Source organism: Microbacterium sp. 1.5R (assembly GCF_007667425.1).
In the GTDB taxonomy this organism is placed as follows: domain Bacteria; phylum Actinomycetota; class Actinomycetes; order Actinomycetales; family Microbacteriaceae; genus Microbacterium.
In genome coordinates this window covers 248,911-263,038 of the sequence record NZ_VDRC01000002.1, presented here as the reverse complement: position 1 = coordinate 263,038, position 14,128 = coordinate 248,911, and the positions used below count along the sequence as shown (strand labels likewise).

The following is a 14,128-nucleotide window of genomic DNA, read 5'->3' as shown; positions in this document are numbered from 1 at the left end:
CCCGCGGCGTCATCCGTCTGAGGCGCTCGTCGCAGCGGCGCGCGCCGTCTTCAGCGCCGTGGGCCGAAGGGGCGCCTCCCCGGGGTGCAGGGCATCCCGGAGCGCCTGACGCTCCCGCCGCGCACGCGGGGCGTCGACGATCCCCAGGACGACGCCCACCACAATGAGCGCCAGCGCCGTGCGCAGCACCGCATCGACGTCGAGCGGCGACCACTGGCCCCACACGGCGCCGATCGCGACGATCACCCCGCCGGCGCCCAGCGTGCTGAGTCCCAGCTGCAGCCGCACCAACGCACGGTTGCCCGACAGCAGTGGCGCCACGATCTCGGGGTCGACTGCGCGGGCGACGCCGGTGGAGATCCACCGCGTCACCGCGACCTCGCGCGACGCCTGCAGCACCACCCCAGCGGTCCAGGCCACGATGCCGAGCGCGGCGCACAGCGCGATCGCCGCGCCGCTGCCGAGACTGAGCACATCGATGCCGTTCTCGATCGGCTCGTCCCAGTACACCGGGTCGCAGGTGCGACACTGCTGTCGCATGTAGACGGAGAGCATGAAGGCACCGAGCGACACGAGGGTGGCGGCGGTGAGGACGGCGGCGATCCGGGCGACCACCCGCGCGGACGGGACGACGAGCCACCGCGGCGGGACCGCCTTCGGCGACGCCTCGCGTCGGCGCCGATCGGCCTCCTCGGCCTGCGGCACCTGAGACTTCCATCGCTGGTGGAGGGACGCGAGGCGCGGGGCGTCCCGGGCTGCGCGACGTCGGCCCGCGCCGTGGACGAGGGAGGCGGCGATGGCGAGCACCGCGAACGCTCCGAGGACCGCCCACATGACCGGGTCCTCTCGGAGGTCGTCCGTGAAGAACACCATCAGCGCGAACAGAGCGCCGATGCCGACGACGGACCAGAGCACCGCGAGTCCCGTGCGGCGCAGGTACACCCCCGGCGACGTCATGAGTTCGGCACGGATGCGCTGAGGCGGGACAGCGGACGCATCGTCAGCGGCGAGAGCTTCGACCGCCCGCAGCGCGGCGGCGCGCTCGACGACGAGCACGAACGGAGTGACGACCGCGAGCACCGCGCCGACGAGCAGGAACACGCCCATGCTCGCGCGGAACAGGGGATCGAGATCGATCTGCCAGTACAGGGTCGACAGCGCCTCCTCGCCGACGATGCCCGCCACCACGATGGCGAGGAACGAATAGAGCGCCCCGACGATCAGCCCCACGCAGGTGTCGAGGAGCGACCGCCAGAAGGCCCAGCCCGGAGAGGAGACCTCCACGAAGGCCGGATCCGATTCGCGCATCAGTCCTCCTCGACCCGGCGTCGCGCCCTGGTCTGCGCGGCGCGCGTCGACAGCAGCTCGTCGCTGGGGTATCCCACCTCGGTGAGTGTGAGGCCGCGCGCGGCGAGCACTTTGAACTCGCTCGCGCGGGTGAGGGCATCGCGCAGAACGACGAGGTCGTCGACTCCGAGCCGGCCTTCGCCCACCGCCGCGCAGGCGCCGACCAGGGCGCGCACCATGCTGTGGCAGAAGGCGTCGGCCTTGACCTCGGCGACCAGAACTCCCTCGTCGTCGCGTGTCCAGCGGTAGTCGAGCAGCGTGCGGATGGTCGTCGCCTCCTCGCGAGGCTTGCAGTACGCCGCGAAGTCGTGGAGGCCGATGAGGGTTCGCGCTGCGGCATCCATCGATCGATCGTCGAGAGTGCCGCGATGCGTGGTCGTGTCGAGCCGGCGCAGCGGGTCGTATCCCGACGCCTCGTCGGCGAGTCGGTAGCGGTACCGTCGCCAGACTGCCGAGAAACGCGCATCGAAACCCGTCGGAGCGATCGCGGACCGCGTGACCGTCACGTCCGGGTAGGCGCCGAGCACCCCGCGCATGCGCCCCGCGATCGACCCCGCCGGGTCGCGCGCGGCGCGTCCGTGCCGTGATTCGATGCGGGCCCACTGCTCGTCATCGAGGTCGACATGGGCCACCTGCCCTTCGGCGTGCACTCCGGCATCCGTCCGTCCGGCGACGACGAACTGCACGTCGGAGCCGACGATCCGCGCGAGCGCGTCTTCGAGCGTGCCCTGCACGGTGCGCAGGGCGGGCTGTTTCGCCCACCCTCGGAAGTGGGTGCCGTCGTAGGCGATGTCGAGCCGGATGCGCACCGGTCCAGCCTACGGGCGTCGCTCAGATGCCCCCGTCGATCGACCGGATCGTCACGTTGGGCTCGTCGGGGACCATCACCTCGGTGTCGCGGTTGAGGCTCTCGCCGCGGAAGAACCGCTTGCTGCGGGGGAACGCGTACCAGACGAACATCAGCACGAGACCGAAGGCGAGCGAGCCGACCCCGATGACGAACGTGCCGCCGATGCCGAACAGCACGGTGTAGCCGTAATCCACGTCGTACATGTCGATCGCCGACTGCACGAACGCGTACGCGAGCATGAGTCCGCCGAGGAGCGGGAAGAGGCCCTTGAAGAAGAAGTCCCTCGCCGAGCGGAAGATGTCGCGGCGGAAGAACCAGACGCACGCGAATCCGGTGATCGCGTAGTAGAACGCGATCGCGAGCCCGAGGGAGAGGATCGAGTCCTGCAGGATGTTGTCGCTGATGAGTGTCATCCCGACGTAGTAGACCGACGCGACGACGCCCATCACGATGGTCGAGAACGACGGCGTCTTGTAGGTCGGGTGCACGTCCTTGAACCGCGCGGGCAGGGCTCGGTAGACCCCCATCGCGAGCGTGCCGCGTGCGGTCGGCAGGATGGTCGTCTGGGTCGACGACACCGCGGAGATGACGACCGAGACGACGAGCACCCACCCGAAGGGTCCGAGCAGGCCGTCCTTGATGGCGAGGAAGAAGTCGTCGGCGTTCGCCTCATTGCCGAGCCCGGTGCCGTCTTCTCCCAGACCGGCGTACATCATCGCCGCGATCGTGACCGACACGTACGTGAAGAGCAGGATCACCGTGGTGAGCAGGGCGGCCCGACCGGGAATGCGCTTGGGGTCCTTCGTCTCCTCGTTCAGGGCGAGGCAGGTGTCCCATCCCCAGTAGATGAAGAGCGCCAGCAGGATCGCCTCGATGAAGCCGGAGTAGTCGGTGAAGGCGAACGGGTTGAGCCACTCCATGTCGAAGGGTGTCGGGTTCGGGGCGGTGCCGCCGAAGAACTGCCACAGCGCCGCCACGACGAAGATCACGAGCGCGAGGTACTGGATGCCGAGGAGGATGTTCTGGATGCGCTCGCCGATCTCGACTCCGCGCCAGCTCACCCACGTCATCGCCGCGATGAAGACCACGGCGACGACGATGATGCGCCAGTCGTTGTTCTCGAGGTCGAAGCCGATCAGCGACCAGAAGTAGACCGAGGCGATCTGTGCGAGGTTGGCGAGCACGACCATGCCGGCCACCGCCACGCCCCACCCGCCCATCCAGCCGACCCAGGGGCCGAAGGCCTTCGTCCCCCACGTGAACGTGGTGCCGCAGTCGGGCACCGCGTTGTTGAGCTCGCGGTAGGCGAATGCGATCAGCAGCATCGGGATGAACGCGATGATGAACGCGATGGGGGCCTGCGCTCCGACGGCGAGCACCACGAATCCGAGGGTCGCGACGAGCGAGTACACCGGAGCCGTGGAGGCCAGACCGATGACGGTCGATCCCCAGAGTCCCAATGAGCCGCTCGCGAGCCCCTTGCCGTCTGGTCTCTCGAGGTGGATGGGCGTCGTTGCTGGCATGATCAGAAGATACGACTTCGACGCATATCGCGTCAATCGTTTTCTTCGACCGAGGGATTTCGCGGCGAGCGGTGGATCAACACGACGGAATCCGTCGCTTCACCGACGATCGACCATCCCGTCCGCATGGTCGGCGACCCAGGCTACGAGCGGAAGCATCCGCTGCATGAGATCGCGCCCGAGCGGGGTCAAGCTGTATTCGACGTGCGGAGGCACGGTGGGGAACGACTCCCGGTGCACGAGACCGTCGTCGGCCAGGGTGCGGAGGGTCGACGCGAGCATCTTCTCGCTGATGCCGCCGACCTCTCGGCGCAGCTCGCCCCAGCGGCGCGTCCCGTCGGAGAGGCTGGAGAGGACGAGTACGCCCCACTTGCTCATGATGTGGTCGAGCACGACGCGGGTGCTGCATCCGGGTTCGAAGACCTGGGGAATCGAATCCCGGATCTGCGCATAACTCACCGTCATGTAGGTACCTTACTCAAAAGTGGGTACCCCTGTCCAGGAATGTTCTGCCGCTCACCTCGGGTTGAGCGGGATGTCAGCAACGAAAGGACACCCCATGACCATCCTCGTCACCGGCGCCACCGGCCAGCTCGGCCGCCTCGTCATCCAGAGCCTCCGCGAGCGCGGCGCCGACCCGGAGTCGATCGTCGCGGGAGCGCGCGACACCGCGAAAGCCGCCGACCTGGGCGTCCGAGTCGCGCACCTCGACTACACGGAGCCCGCCTCGATCGCCGCCGCCCTCGACGGCGTCGACACCGTGCTCCTCATCTCAGGGTCGGAGGTCGGTCAGCGCGCACCCCAGCACCAGGCCGTGATCGACGCGGCGAAGGCGGCCGGAGTCGCGAAGTTCGTCTACACGAGCGCTCCGAAGGCTACGACCAGCGACCTCGTGCTCGCCCCCGAGCACAAGGCGACGGAAGAGGCGATCGCCGCAGCAGGGCTCCCCGCGGTGATCCTCCGCAACAACTGGTACACCGAGAACTACGCGGCCGACCTCGCACGCGCCGCCGAGACGGGCGTCGTCGCCGCCGGCGTAGCAGACGGACGTGTGGCGTCGGCGAGCCGCAAGGACTTCGCGGATGCCGCGGCAGCCGTGCTCCTCGAAGACGGTCACATCGGCCAGATCTACGAGCTCGGCGGTGACGTCGCCTGGAACTACGACGACCTCGCCGCCGCGATCGCCGAGATCACCGGCCGGGATGTCGAGTACCGGCCGCTCACACTTGAGGAGCAGGGCGAGACGCTGCGTGCTGCGGGGCTGGATGAAGGAACCGTCGGCTTCGTCGTCGCCCTCGACGCCGGCATCGCGGCCGGTGCGCTCGCCGACACCGACGGCACGCTCGCGAGGCTGATCGGTCGCCCGACGACCCCTCTGGTCGATGGGCTGCGCGCCACGGCGTGACACGAGTCAGGGCGCCGGGGTGATCCGGCGCCCTGACCGGCTCAGGCGACGCTCTCGCGCGGGTGCACGTAGGCGACGGTGAGAGCGAGGCCCGACAGCACCAGACCCTCGGCGCGCAGCGCCTCGGCCACGGCGGATCGCACGGCGTCTAGCGTCTCGCGCACGTCAGGTGCGAAGTCGATTCCCAGGGTGGCTTCGACGCGAACTCCCACGTCATCCGAGGCGACGACGACGACGGGGTCGTCGTCTCTCCGCAGCCCCAGCGCGACGGCGCCGGCGCCCACCACGTTCGTGATCAACGACCCGGAACGGTAGAGGTCTCGGACCCCGGGCGTCGACCGGACAGCCGCATCGATGCGCTCCACCAGCAGCGGCGTGGCGTCGCTCATGACCGGTCCTCCGTCCAGTTCTCGACCCGCTGGATGTCACGCACCGTGACGTCGATCGACACGACGTGCAGATCGGTATGTCGGCGCACCCGATCGGCGACCTCGGTGCGCAGGTGCGCCACCGCCTCGGGAATGGGCTCTCCGTACAGCATGCTGACCTCGATGCCGATCGCGACGGGCGCCCCGATAGAGAGCGTGTCGCCCTCGATCACCGTGCGGCCGACGAGAACTCCCGGAATCGCGTTCTCCGCCGAGCGGATCAGACCGCGCACCGCGCCCTCGGTGATTCCGAAGTCGGCGCCCGACGCCGTCGCCTCGAGGGGGATGCGTCGCCCTGCTCGCGCGTCCAGTGCGATGCCGCTGAGGATGCGGTCGACCCAGCTGTCCTCCACCGGTGGCATCGCTGCGGCATCCGATTCGATCAGCTGCCCGCCCATACCGCGCAGTCGCTCGAGCGCATCGAGCGCGAGCTGGCAACCCGGCGATCCCTCGATCGAGGGATCGCGCGGCTTCCTGCCCGTTTCGAGATAGTCGGAGAGCTCGTCGAGCGTGTGTCCGTCGAGGTCGTCCGGCTCGAGTCCGAGTCGGCGCACCTCCGGCGCTCCCTGATCGTCGCTCATCGCCATTCCTCCATTCGCACGATCATGTACTTCCTCGCGCGGGAGAGAAGCCCCCGCGCCGTCGACACGGGAATGTCGAGTTCTTCCGCGATCTCGTCGTACGAGTACCCGCCCATCTCGCGGAGCACCCAGCACTCGCGCTGCGCCGCGGGCAACTCCTGCAGTGCCACCCCCAGAGCAGCGATGCCCGCTCGGGACTCGACGATGCGATCGGGCCCGACGTGGACAGGAGCCGGCTGCTCGATCTCGTCGACGTCGACCGTCGGCCGCAGCGCACGGATGCGATCGACGGCCTTGCGGCTGACGATGCGCATCAGCCAGCTCTTGACCTTGCTCGGATCCTCGAGCTCCGAGAACCGCTGCCAGGCGGTCACAAACGTCTCCTGAACGATGTCGTCGACGTCGGCCGACGCGTTCAGCATCCGCTGCGTGTACGCGCGCATCATCGGCGTGTACCGACGCACGAGTACCGCGAAGGCGGCGACGTCTCCGTCGATCGCTCGCCCGGCGACGATCTGGTCGTCGGCGAGTTCGAGAGCTCCGCGAAATGGGCTCGCGGCCATGTGTCCATCCCCTCGTTCGTTCCCCCATCAGAGATTCGGAGCGGAATGCGCAGCGGATCGGCCCCCACCCGGTCTTCTGCACCGCTCATCGTGATCCCTTCCTCCGCAGCCGGTGCGGAGCCTCTGTCCCCGCACGTGTGCACGTGCTGAGGGTCGCCGTCCCCACGGTGACCCTCAGCACGGGGTCGTGGTGCCACGACTCCTCTAAGACGGATCTCGCCACGAAGATGTCACAGAATTCCTCGGAATCTGCGAAAACTTGCACTCTCAAACTGATCGTGCATAATTGCACTCTATGGATAGAAATGCAGATTCGACTCGCGAGCAGCGCAAGCGCAAGACAGCCCGCGCGCTGACGGAGGCCGCACGACGCCTGACCGCAGAGCACGGATTCGCGGGCTTCACCATCGAGCAGCTCTGCGCCGACGCGGGGGTCTCCCGCCGGACCTTCTTCAACTACTTCGAGAGCAAGGAGAACGCGGTGTTCGGCGTCACCGCTGTGGACCCGCGCCAGGAGGCACTGGAGCGAGAGTTCGTCGGCGCCGACGGCGAGCTCCTCGACGACTTCATCCGCCTGACGATCGACCGCTTCGCCCTGCTGAACCCCCTCGAGGACGCGCCCGCTCTCTTCGCCGTGATCGAGCAGGAACCTCGCTTGATCAGAGCGGCCTTCGACCAGCTCGCAGCGAACGAACGGCGCGATGTCGACCTGATCGTCGAACGCTCCGGCGACGCGCCGGATGTCGCCCTGCAGGCCGAGGTCATGGTCCACACGGTCGGCGCGCTGGTGCGCCTGAGCATGGATCAGCTGCTCCACCATCACTCCGGGGAGGCATTCGGCGACCTCGTCGCCCGCCGCCTCGACGCCGCCCGTACCGTCTTCGCACAGAAAGCCGACTGATGTCCGTCACCGCCACCAAGGACGCGCCGTTCCTGCTCACCAAGCGTCGCATCTGGGTCATCTTCAGCGCCCTCATCGCAGGGATGCTGCTCGCCAGCCTCGACCAGACGATCGTCTCAACGGCGATGCCGACGATCGTCGGGCAGCTCGGCGGCGTCGACCACCAGGTCTGGATAACCACCGCCTACCTGCTCGCCACGACGATCGTCATGCCGATCTACGGCAAGTTCGGCGATGTGCTCGGACGACGCAACCTCTTCCTCGTCGCTATCGCGCTGTTCACTCTCGCGTCTGTCGGCTGCGCCTTCGCCTCGGACTTCTGGATGTTCGTGGTGTTCCGCGCTCTCCAGGGACTCGGCGGCGGCGGACTCATGATCCTCTCGCAGGCGATCATCGCCGACATCGTGCCCGCGAACGAGCGCGGCAAGTACATGGGGCCCCTCGGCGCCGTGTTCGGGCTGTCGGCAGTCGCCGGCCCGCTGCTCGGCGGGTTCTTCGTCGATCATCTGACCTGGCAGTGGGCGTTCTACATCAACATCCCGATCGGGATCGCCGCGTTCATCATCGCCGTCGTCGCCCTGCAGCTCCCGAGCAAGAAGGCGGAGAAGCCGATCGACGTCTTCGGCGTCATCTTCCTGTCGATCGCCACGGCCTGCTTGATCTTCTTCACCGATTTCGGTGGAGACGCCGAGTTCGGGTGGGACTCGCTCGCCACCTGGGCCTGGGGCGCGGGACTCGTCGTCGCCGCTGCGGCCTTCCTCATCACCGAGTCGCGGGTGCAGGACCCGATCATCCCGCTGAGCCTCTTCCGCAACCCCATCTTCGTGAACGCGACCGCGATCGGGCTCGTCCTGGGCATCGGCATGTTCGCGGCGATCGGCTTCGTGCCGACCTTCCTGCAGATGTCGTCCGGGACGTCGGCCGCGGCATCCGGACTGCTGATGATCCCGATGATGGTCGGACTCATGGGTACGTCGATCTTCTCCGGCATCGCCATCTCGAAGACCGGGAAGTACAAGGTCTACCCGATCGTGGGCACGATCATCACGGGCCTGGCGATGGTGGCCTTCACGACGCTCTCGGCGTCGACCCCCATCTGGCTGATCTGCGTGTTCCTGTTCTTCTTCGGCGCCGGCCTCGGGCTCATCATGCAGGTCGTGGTGCTCGTCGTGCAGAACGCCGTGCCCGCCAGCGAGATCGGCACCGCGACGAGCACGAACAACTACTTCCGCGAGGTGGGTGCATCGCTCGGCACCGCCGTCTTCGGCACTCTCTTCACCACCCGGCTCACCGAGAACCTGCGCGGTGTCTTCGGCGGCGCAGGAGCCTCGCCCGAGGAGGCGTCCCAGGCCGCGTCCACCATCGACCCCGCCACCCTCGGCACCCTCCCCGACGAGGTGCGCGACGGCATCGTGACGGCCTACGCGGACGCACTCGCGCCGGTGTTCTGGTACCTCGTGCCCTTCATCGTCGCCGCGCTCGTGCTCTCGCTCTTCCTCAAGCAGATCCCGCTCTCCGACCAAGCCGGGCTCGTCGCCCGCGGCGAAGCCATCAGCGGCGACGAGGCCGAGCGTCTCGAGGCCGAGCAGCGCGGGCTCTCCCCCGCCCAGGCCACCAGCGGCGGCGAGGCCGAGCGTCTCGAGGCCGCGCAGCGCGGGCTCTCCTCCGCCCAGGCCCTCAGCGGAGATGAGGGCCCCCACCACCGCTGAGCACGCAGAAGGGCCCGGAACTCCGCGGAGTTCCGGGCCCTTCCGGCATCCGGTCGCCTGTCAGGGCAGGTCGGCCACGTCGACGTCGTCGTCGTCGCCGGAGGTCTGCCCCTCCCCGGGCGTCGCCTCGTCGGGTTCCGGATCACGGTCGTTCGTCACGAAATCGGCGTCCACGCCGGTCGCGTCGATCGCCGCCTCGTCGCCAGGGGGCATCTGCGGGTCTGACATGATCACTCCGATCTCTGCTGCGGACAGGATCTCCAGTGTCGCCGAGACCGGGGAACCAGGCGATCCCCTTGACAGGCGACCCGGCGATGCCGGTGCCGGACAGCCAGGCGATGCCGGCGGCAGGGAGCCAGGCGATGCCGGGTGGCAGGCGGTCAGAGGATGCCGGTGAGCACACCGCCGTCCGCTCGCAGCGCCGCGCCGTTCGTCGCCGAGGCGACGGGGCTCGCGAGATACGTCACCAGGTTCGCTACTTCGACGGGATCGATGAAGCGCTCGAGAAGAGTGGTGCGGTTCCGGCCGATGATCGCCTCACGCATCTCGCTCGCGGACGTCTTCTGTACGCGGGCGAGCGCCTCGACCGTCGCGGCGACCCCGTCGGAGTACGTCGGACCGCCGAGCACCGTGTTGACGGTGACGGCGGTGCCGCGCGTGAGCTTGGCGAGGCCGTTGGCGAGCGCGATCATCGCCGCCTTCGTCACGCCGTAATGCACCATGTCGCCGGGGACGTTAACACCCGACTCGCTGCTGATGAACACGATGCGTCCGCGACCGCGCGACAGCATCCCGCCGAGGAGGGCGCGCGACAAGCGGACGCCGCTCATCAGGTTCACCTCGAGGTACCTGGACCATTCGTCGTCATCGATGCTCGCGAATTCCGCGAGCCCGAACAGTCCGACGTTGTTCACGAGGATGTCGACGTCGCCGAGCTCGTCGAGCAGATGCTCGACCGCGCGCCGATCGGCGAAGTCCGCCACGATCCCCGAGACCGCCGCGGCGGGATGCTCGGCCCGGAGCCGCTGCACCGCCGCGTCGAGTCGCTCCGCATTGCGACCGTTGAGCACCACCTCCGCGCCTTCCGCGGCGAGAGCCGCAGCGACCGCGTAGCCGATCCCCTGACTCGATCCGCTGACGAACGCCCTCTCGCCCTGCAACCGCAGATCCATCGATGCCTCCTCCGTCGGCGCCATCGGCGCCGGGTTACTTGCTTGAGCAAGTGATACTACGCGGATGTCACTTGCCCGAGCAACTCATAACCGCATAGGCTCTCCCCATGGACGAGCGCGACGATCTTCCCCTGACTCACGATCAGCTGGTGATCTGGGCGTCGCTCGCATCACTGTTGGAACGACTGCCGGCCGCTCTCGATGCGCAGCTGCTGCGCGACAGCGGACTCACGCACTTCGAGCAGGGCATCCTGCAGGCTCTCGACCTGGCACCCGACCGCACGCTCCGCCTGAGCACGATCGCCGCCTACGCGAGCTGTACCCTGTCGAGACTGTCCCGCGCCGTCTCACGCCTGGAGAAGAAGGGGTGGGTGGAGCGCCACGTCGATCCGAGTGACGGCCGCTTCACGCTCGGAGTGCTCACAGATGCCGGCCACCGCCTCGTATCGGCATCCACCCCCGGCCATCAGGCCCTCGTGCGCCAACTCGTGTTCGACGCACTCACCGCCGCACAGGCGCGTCAGCTCGGCGAGATCAGTCGCCGCATCGCGACCGCCGTCGGCCCCGGCGAACCGTGGAGCCCACCCGCTCCTGAGTGACCGCACGGGATTACTCGTGCTCGGGCAGGTAGGTCGCCGCATCGCGACCGCTGTCGGCCCCGGCGAACCGTGCACCCCACCCGCTCCGAATTGACCGCACGGGATCACTCATGCTCGGGCAGCACCGGCGTCGACCATCCGGCATCGCGGCCGACCTGGGTCGCGCGCGAGAGCGACGTCGAGCCGAAGCGCTCGCGCACCGCGTCGAGCACCGAATCGAGCCGTTCGCCGCCCTCGTCGTCGAACGGCAGCTCGGCGGGTGCCCGATCGGCGGAGCCGAGCTGTGAGAGCGAGATGCCGATCAGAGTGATACCCCGCTCCGCGATCTCCGGCTGCGCCGCGTCGAGGAGCGCCCGGGCGAGCGCGAGCAGCACCGAGGTGCGACCTGTCGACGTGCGCAGCGACCGCGACCGCGTCGCCTTGGCGAAGTCGCCGAACCGCAGACGCAGCACCACGGTACGGCAGACGCGATCGCGCTCCCGCAGCCGTCGTGCAAGACCGTCGACGATCTGGGTCATGATGATGTCGAGCTCTTCCGGCGAACGGGGTCGGGTGCCGAGGGCTCGCTGCGAGCCGATCGATCCGCGCCGGCGCGCAGTATCGACCGGTCGCGGGTCGCGCAGTCGTGCCAGGGCATGCAGGTGCGCGCCGCTCGCCTTTCCGAGCAGTCGCTCGGCCGCCGCCTCCTCGAGCTCGGCGAGCTCCCCGACCGTGTGGATGCCGAGGCCGTGAAGCTTCTGCGCCGTCGCCGCGCCCACGCCCCAGAGTCGTTCGACCGGCAGCGGCAGGAGGAACGAGTGCTCCCGCTCCGGCTCCACGACGAGCAGTCCGTCGGGCTTGCTCACGGCGCTTGCGACCTTAGCGAGGAACTTCGTGCGGGCGACCCCGACGGAGATTGCGAGCCCCACCTCGTCGCGGACGCGTTCGCGCAGGCGCACCGCAACCTGTTCCGGACTGCCGGCGAGGCGACGGAGCCCGCCGACCTCGAGAAACGCCTCGTCGATCGAGACGCCCTCGACCAGCGGAGTGGTGTCGCGGAAGATCGCGAACACGTCGCGACTCGCCTGCGAGTACACATCCATCCGAGGCGGCACGACGACGGCATCCGGGCACAGCTCGCGCGCCTGACGCCCTCCCATCGCCGTCCGGACCCCGCGGGCCTTGGCCTCGTAGCTGGCGGCGAGCACCACCCCTCCGCCGACGATCACCGGTCGCCCACGGAGACCCGGCGAATCACGCTGCTCGACCGACGCGTAGAACGCGTCGAGGTCGGCGTGCAGCACGGTCGCCTCGTCGCGCATCATGCCTCCCTCCGGCATCCATCGGGAGAATCGTCGCACCGACCACCGACATCGTGGGACGCGCGAGAGCGGGATGCAGAAAAGCCCCGGATCATCCGGGGCTTTCTTTCTGTAGCAGGAGCGGGGCTTGAACCCGCGACCTCACGATTATGAGTCGTGCGCTCTCACCAACTGAGCTACCCTGCCGCACGGCATCCGCACTGCAGATGCGAATACTGCGAGCCCCGAGTCAGGATTGAACTGACGACCCCTTCCTTACCATGGAAGTGCTCTGCCACTGAGCTATCGGGGCGTGCTGCCCCTCGCGGGGCAACCACACGAGAATACCATCACAGTGGCGTCCTCATGAAATCGAGGCGGGTCAGTACGAGTACCGACCCGCGTTCTCGCGGAGCCACGGAAGCGGATCGATCGTGGAGCCGTTGATGATGATCTCGAAGTGCAGGTGGGCGCCGTAGGAGCGTCCGGTGTTGCCGGTGTGGCCGACGACGTCGCCGACCTTCACGCTCTGGCCGGGCTTCACCTGCAGCGAGCCGTACTGCATGTGCGAGTAGTGGCTCGTCACGACCTGACCGTCGATGACGTGGTCGATGTAGACGGTCACTCCGTACGCGGCGCCCTGTTCGGTGGCGATGCGCACGACACCGTCGGCGATTGCCTGGATCGGCGCGCCCTCGCCGGGCACGAAGTCGATGCCCTCGTGCAGGCGACCCCAGCGCATGCCGTAACCGGAGCTCATGCCGACGCCGACCTTGAACGGCCACTGGATCGCGGCCTCGGGGTCGTTCGTGAAGACCTCGCTGGAGTAGTTGATGCCCTCTTCGGACGCGACCTCGACGAGCGACATCGTGGAGAAGCTGTCGGAGCGGGCGAGCGATTCGTTCTGCACGTCGGACGACGTGACGAACGCCTGGATCTCGTCGCTCTTGCCGCCCGCCGCACCGGCACCGGATGCGGCGACGAGCGAGGTGGCGGACAACGGCGTGCCACCCTGAACCGCTGCGACGGCCTCGGCCGGCAGGGTCATTCCGACGGCGAGAAGACCGGCGAGGCTCATGACGCCGACGGTCGCACCGACGGCGAGGAACTTGCGAACGGGCGGGCGGCGGCGCGCGACATGAACCGCGGGCAGCTCGCCATCTGCAGCCGGTGCGGGCTGCGCGACGGGCTCGTCCGCCGTGGCGGTCGGGGTGGGGCCGGTCGCGACCGCGCGGAAGACACGGGATGCCGTGGTGAACGGGTCCGCGTCGAAATCGGCGGAGTCGGGGATCAGCGCCTCCATCACCTCGGGGGCGATCTGCGCATCGGCGATGGGCTCAGCGGTGACCGCAGCCACGACCGGCTCGACGGCGACCGGCTCGACGGCGGACGGCTCGTCGCCGCTCTCGACCGGGGCGTGGGCCTCAGGATCGATGACGACCAGATCGCTGGATTCGGACGCGGCGGTCGCGGCAGCGACGGCGGTCGCGGCGACGAACACCTCTGCGGTGCTCAGGCGTTCACGGGCGGCGCGGCGAGACAGGGGGGCGGCGGAGACGGAGGATGTGTCTTCGGAGTCGGCTGCCTGTGCCTCTGCCGCGGTGGCCACGATGGGCTCGGTGCGGAGTCGGCTGGACCGGCGCGTGGGCGCAGAGGCAGCCTGGGGGTTCTCGAAGGGCAAAGCGAATTCTCTCGGGTCAGACGTCACGCTGGGGGGCGTTCGGGCTCTCATCGTTTCGGGCGATGAAAGTAACGATCGGATAAACCCTA

The 14,128-nt window shown here is 68.5% G+C and carries 15 protein-coding genes and 2 tRNA genes; 4 read left to right on the top strand and 13 right to left on the bottom strand.

Annotated elements, in window-relative coordinates:
- Positions 1-9 precede the first annotated feature (9 nt).
- The 4 genes from FSY98_RS12225 to FSY98_RS12210 all read right to left on the bottom strand — a co-directional run bounded on the left by FSY98_RS12225 (position 10) and on the right by FSY98_RS12210 (position 4,185).
- On the bottom strand, positions 10-1,308 hold the full coding sequence (locus FSY98_RS12225) for a hypothetical protein (protein WP_144876952.1): 1,299 nt from the start codon (positions 1,306-1,308) through the stop codon (positions 10-12).
- Positions 1,308-2,156: a tRNA pseudouridine(38-40) synthase TruA gene (gene truA / locus FSY98_RS12220; RefSeq protein WP_144876951.1), complete on the bottom strand. Its 849-nt coding sequence runs from the start codon at positions 2,154-2,156 to the stop codon at positions 1,308-1,310. The genes FSY98_RS12225 and truA overlap by 1 nt, the downstream gene beginning before the upstream one ends.
- A gap of 22 nt (positions 2,157-2,178) precedes the next feature.
- Positions 2,179-3,720 (bottom strand): APC family permease, encoded by a 1,542-nt coding sequence (locus tag FSY98_RS12215; RefSeq protein WP_144876950.1) that lies wholly within the window; start codon positions 3,718-3,720, stop codon positions 2,179-2,181.
- 99 nt (positions 3,721-3,819) lie between these two features.
- Entirely contained in the window at positions 3,820-4,185 is a 366-nt protein-coding gene (locus FSY98_RS12210) for a helix-turn-helix domain-containing protein (RefSeq protein WP_144876949.1), read from the bottom strand.
- Positions 4,186-4,279: 94 nt separating this feature from the next.
- On the opposite strand from FSY98_RS12210, the gene FSY98_RS12205 reads away from it, so the two are divergent.
- Positions 4,280-5,125: an SDR family oxidoreductase gene (locus FSY98_RS12205; protein ID WP_144876948.1), complete on the top strand. Its 846-nt coding sequence runs from the start codon at positions 4,280-4,282 to the stop codon at positions 5,123-5,125.
- Positions 5,126-5,166: 41 nt separating this feature from the next.
- Here the strand turns inward: FSY98_RS12205 and FSY98_RS12200 are convergent, their stop codons facing one another.
- Genes FSY98_RS12200 through FSY98_RS12190 form a run of 3 tightly spaced genes read right to left on the bottom strand, consistent with a single transcriptional unit; the run spans position 5,167 to position 6,697 of the window.
- Positions 5,167-5,514 (bottom strand): hypothetical protein, encoded by a 348-nt coding sequence (locus tag FSY98_RS12200; RefSeq protein WP_144876947.1) that lies wholly within the window; start codon positions 5,512-5,514, stop codon positions 5,167-5,169.
- Positions 5,511-6,134, bottom strand: coding sequence for an Asp23/Gls24 family envelope stress response protein (locus FSY98_RS12195; protein ID WP_144876946.1), 624 nt, complete (start codon positions 6,132-6,134; stop codon positions 5,511-5,513). Before FSY98_RS12195 ends, FSY98_RS12200 begins: the two co-directional genes overlap by 4 nt.
- Positions 6,131-6,697 carry an RNA polymerase sigma factor gene (locus tag FSY98_RS12190; protein WP_144876945.1) on the bottom strand — a complete coding sequence of 189 codons (567 nt, stop codon included), beginning with the start codon at positions 6,695-6,697 and terminating at the stop codon, positions 6,131-6,133. Before FSY98_RS12190 ends, FSY98_RS12195 begins: the two co-directional genes overlap by 4 nt.
- Positions 6,698-6,992: 295 nt before the next feature.
- Here FSY98_RS12190 and FSY98_RS12185 point away from each other — a divergent pair, with 295 nt between their 5' ends.
- Positions 6,993-7,598 (top strand): TetR/AcrR family transcriptional regulator, encoded by a 606-nt coding sequence (locus tag FSY98_RS12185; protein ID WP_144876944.1) that lies wholly within the window; start codon positions 6,993-6,995, stop codon positions 7,596-7,598.
- Entirely contained in the window at positions 7,598-9,307 is a 1,710-nt protein-coding gene (locus tag FSY98_RS12180; protein WP_144876943.1) for an MDR family MFS transporter, read from the top strand. Before FSY98_RS12185 ends, FSY98_RS12180 begins: the two co-directional genes overlap by 1 nt.
- Positions 9,308-9,367: 60 nt before the next feature.
- Here the strand turns inward: FSY98_RS12180 and FSY98_RS16750 are convergent, their stop codons facing one another.
- Complete coding sequence (locus FSY98_RS16750) at positions 9,368-9,535, bottom strand: hypothetical protein (protein WP_186307669.1); 168 nt, start codon at positions 9,533-9,535, stop codon at positions 9,368-9,370.
- A gap of 152 nt (positions 9,536-9,687) precedes the next feature.
- Complete coding sequence (locus FSY98_RS12175; RefSeq protein WP_144876942.1) at positions 9,688-10,479, bottom strand: SDR family NAD(P)-dependent oxidoreductase; 792 nt, start codon at positions 10,477-10,479, stop codon at positions 9,688-9,690.
- Between the two features lie 107 nt (positions 10,480-10,586).
- Between FSY98_RS12175 and FSY98_RS12170 the strand changes: the two genes are divergently transcribed.
- Positions 10,587-11,078, top strand: coding sequence for a MarR family winged helix-turn-helix transcriptional regulator (locus FSY98_RS12170; protein WP_144876941.1), 492 nt, complete (start codon positions 10,587-10,589; stop codon positions 11,076-11,078).
- Between the two features lie 104 nt (positions 11,079-11,182).
- Here the strand turns inward: FSY98_RS12170 and dinB are convergent, their stop codons facing one another.
- The 4 genes from dinB to FSY98_RS12150 form a co-directional block, all read right to left on the bottom strand.
- A complete protein-coding gene (gene dinB / locus FSY98_RS12165; RefSeq protein WP_144877712.1) occupies positions 11,183-12,379 on the bottom strand; it encodes a DNA polymerase IV in 1,197 nt (398 codons plus the stop codon).
- Between the two features lie 112 nt (positions 12,380-12,491).
- Positions 12,492-12,565: transfer RNA gene (locus FSY98_RS12160), tRNA-Met, on the bottom strand.
- 34 nt (positions 12,566-12,599) lie between these two features.
- Positions 12,600-12,671: transfer RNA gene (locus tag FSY98_RS12155), tRNA-Thr, on the bottom strand.
- 69 nt (positions 12,672-12,740) lie between these two features.
- Complete coding sequence (locus FSY98_RS12150) at positions 12,741-14,039, bottom strand: M23 family metallopeptidase (protein ID WP_144876940.1); 1,299 nt, start codon at positions 14,037-14,039, stop codon at positions 12,741-12,743.
- Positions 14,040-14,128: the final 89 nt, after the last annotated feature.